Source organism: Edaphobacter aggregans DSM 19364, assembly GCF_000745965.1.
In the GTDB taxonomy this organism is placed as follows: Bacteria; Acidobacteriota; Terriglobia; order Terriglobales; family Acidobacteriaceae; genus Edaphobacter; species Edaphobacter aggregans.
This window is the reverse complement of record NZ_JQKI01000275.1, coordinates 1-3127: the sequence shown is the minus strand read 5'-3', so window position 1 is coordinate 3127 and position 3127 is coordinate 1. Positions and strand designations below refer to the sequence as shown.

Below are 3127 nucleotides of genomic sequence, written 5' to 3'. Positions count from 1 at the left end.
CACCGTCGGCTTATCGAAAATATCCGGAAACAACAAACGCTCTGTTGGGCTAACCTCTGACACGCGAAGGCCTCTTCTGCTTCTTCAAACACTGTATTGACAACATGTTTGTAGCAGATGAGGCCTTCCGTTGTTGCTCCTTCGTGAATTTTCCGGGTTTAGGTGGATTCACTGAGTGATCTCAGTTGACGAGCGTGACCTGGTCATCTGGCGGATGTACTCAACCTATGGAAGTGCCATCATAGGCTCGTCAGGTGGAGGACATAATGAGAAACGGAATTCAGAGCTCGGGGGTTTGGAACTCGTTGTCCAAATCCATATCGGAAGCAATCGAAGCAGTCCAGGACAGCATCGTCACGATCCATAGAGGAGGCCGCTCGACCTCAAGTGGAGTTGTGTGGCGACCTGGCGTCATAGTGACCGTGCGTAACGGTCTCCGTCGCAATGAGGTAGTCAAAGTTGCTCGCCGCGGCGAGCCATTCAACGCTAGTGTTGCGGGAACTGATGCGGGAACGGATTTGGCGGTACTTAGAGTAGAGGCCAACAGTCTGAAACCCGCTGACACCAGCGGTCTCGAGAGTACGCGCGTCGGAGAGCTTGTGCTGTCAGTCGGCCGTTCTGTGCTAGGCGACATCTCGGCCAGCTCAGGAATCATTGCGCGTCTTGGCAGCCCCTGGCGAACCTGGCGCGGTGGACAGATTGATCGCCTCATTCGACCGGATGTTCGACTTTACGTGGGCCAGTCCGGCAGCGCACTGGTGAACGAGCATCATCGCGTCCTGGGTATCAATAGCCCGGCTCTAGCACGCAATGCCATCATCACGGTGCCGACACAGACCATAGATCGGGTTGTCGACGCAATCCTTGAACGTGGCCACGTACCCCAGCCCTTTCTCGGTGTCGCGATGCAGGCCGTTCCCGTTCCCGAGGCTCTGCGGGCTCAGTTCGCTGAGGGAGCCGACCAGGTTCTCCTGGTTTTGCACGTCGAACCTAATGCGCCTGCAGCTTCGGCGGGAGTGCTGGTGGGAGATCTGATTGTGTCACTAAATGGCGATCCCGTTCATGACGTTCGTGATGCCCTGCATCGGATTGCCAGCTTGAGCGTCGGAGACTCTGTCTCTCTTGTCGTGATCCGGGGAGGCGCGAGAATGGAGTTGACATTAACTGTGGCGGATCGTGGCTGACCATCGCAAACACGAAACACAAGGTCGAGCGGAGGCCGAGGCAGTACGCCCGCTCGATCCGTTGCTTGTACTGCCATGTGTCGATTCGATGTTGCACTCGAGCTACTTCGAAGGTCTTCGAGGTGCGCGAGGCGTGGATTTGCTGCACGTCGCACTTCCGTCAACGCTACTCTTTCGTGCACAGAGCGACAATCCGGATGCTATTGTGATTGTCACCGAAGAGTCATTTCCAGCAACGTGGGGAGATGATAGCTCGCTGGAAGAGGTCTTCTCTGACACTCCTACGGTCCTGCTGGCGGGAACACTAAGTGCCGCCATTACGAGAAGCGCTTTGCGCTTAAAGATACGCTCCGTGCTTCCCTTGGCCGTAACGACTCATCAGCTTGTTGCCGCGATTGCAGCTACGGTAGCGGGCTTCGCTGTCACCCTGCCACGGCCCTCTTCCCCAGCAGGAGACGAGATTGATGGTATTCCCAAGCTAGGCAACCCCGCGCTATCTCCAGCGGAACATCTCACCGCACGAGAAGTCGAAGTCTTACGTCTAGTTGCTCTTGGGAGGGGAAATAAGGAGGTGGCTGCGCAGCTCAACGTCTCGGAACACACCGTGAAGTTCCACGTCAGCTCGGTTCTCGCCAAGCTCGGCGCCCGAAGCCGGACGGAAGCCGTAGCAATCGGCATTCTGCGCGGCCTGGTTGCCATTTAAAGATACGTTCAGGCGCGGTCCAGAACTGCCATAGGGGCACGTAGGATTGCTTCGCAAGCGGAGTAGTACTCTTAGACGACACTGCAGCAAGACCTTCGTGAACTGGTGCGACGAAACTCTGAAAGTCCTCGCCAAGAGTGCCCGCCCAAAAGACGAGGAGTTGAGTCCATGAATCTACTCATACTTGGAGCCACCGGCGGAACCGGGCGAGCGCTGGTGGAACAGGCGCTTGAACAGGGACACATCGTGACCGCCTTCGCACGCGACCCTTCGAAGGTGCGAACGACACACCCAGACCTGCGTATCGCGAAGGGAGATATTTTAGATTACGGCTCTGTGCAAGCAGCGCTCCGTGGTCAGGACGCCGTACTCTCCGCTGTCGGTATCCGGGTCAGGGTTGGGCCGCTGATTGCGATTGTGATCCTTTGCCAGGTAATCGCCAGGTTCACCGGGCTGATCGGGCCAGCCGGTTGGCTTGTCCGAATCGGTGTTCCGCTGCTTGCCCTTCTCGTTCTTTACAGACGGACAACCATGCTGTCGGAAGGCACAAAGAATATCGTACGTGCGATGGAAAGGGTGGGCGTGAAACGTTTCGTTTGTGAGTCTTCGCTGGGCATTGGTGACAGCAAAGGACAGCTCGGACTCCTGTACAACTACGCGTTGATCCCTATTCTGCTGAGGAACATCTTTGCCGACAAAGAGGCCCAGGAGAAGCTCATCAAGGAGAGCAAGCTGGACTGGGTCATCGTGCGACCGGCGGTGCTTACCAATGGCCCGCGAACACGCGTGTACCGCAGTGGGTTCGACGCCGCGGACAAGTCCATTCAGGCCAAAATATCCCGGGCAGACGTGGCGGACTTCATGTTGGGACAATTGACCGACGACGTCTATTTGAGCAAAACACCTGGCGTTTCGTATTAGCTTATAGAGGGTTTACCGTGGCACTCGGGTCGCAGCTCACGGGGAATTACCCTGCCACACGACTCGACATTCCGAAAACGGCCGCATGCCGTCCACGGCGCGATTCCATAACTCACGATAGGATACAAGTTCCATTTATGCAATCTATTTATGACTCAGGAGACTAGAACCCATCTCATAAATGCCTCAGCAGAATCAGAGACGCGGCGAGTTGTAGCATTCCAAGAAAGTTCTCGGCGTGACGTTCATATCTAACGACCAGACGCCGGAAGTTCTGCAACCAGGCAAACAGCCTTTCGATTTTCCACCTGCGCCGGTA

4 protein-coding genes are annotated in these 3127 nt (G+C 56.2%); 3 read left to right on the top strand and 1 reads right to left on the bottom strand.

Annotated features, from left to right (window positions below):
- The first annotated feature begins 266 nt into the window (after positions 1 to 266).
- From Q363_RS31065 to Q363_RS31055, 3 genes are all read left to right on the top strand, one after another.
- Complete coding sequence (locus Q363_RS31065; RefSeq protein WP_035358521.1) at positions 267 to 1184, top strand: S1C family serine protease; 918 nt, start codon at positions 267 to 269, stop codon at positions 1182 to 1184.
- 133 nt (positions 1185 to 1317) lie between these two features.
- The gene (locus Q363_RS45775; protein WP_169747207.1) at positions 1318 to 1887 is read left to right on the top strand and encodes a response regulator transcription factor; all 570 of its coding nucleotides are present in this window, start codon (positions 1318 to 1320) and stop codon (positions 1885 to 1887) included.
- Positions 1888 to 2055: 168 nt separating this feature from the next.
- Positions 2056 to 2808 carry an NAD(P)-dependent oxidoreductase gene (locus tag Q363_RS31055; RefSeq protein WP_035358520.1) on the top strand — a complete coding sequence of 251 codons (753 nt, stop codon included), beginning with the start codon at positions 2056 to 2058 and terminating at the stop codon, positions 2806 to 2808.
- Positions 2809 to 2983: 175 nt separating this feature from the next.
- Here Q363_RS31055 and Q363_RS31050 read toward each other — a convergent pair.
- Positions 2984 to 3127, bottom strand: a 144-nt coding sequence (locus Q363_RS31050; RefSeq protein WP_157468022.1) for a transposase, incomplete at its 5' end; no start/stop codon positions are given.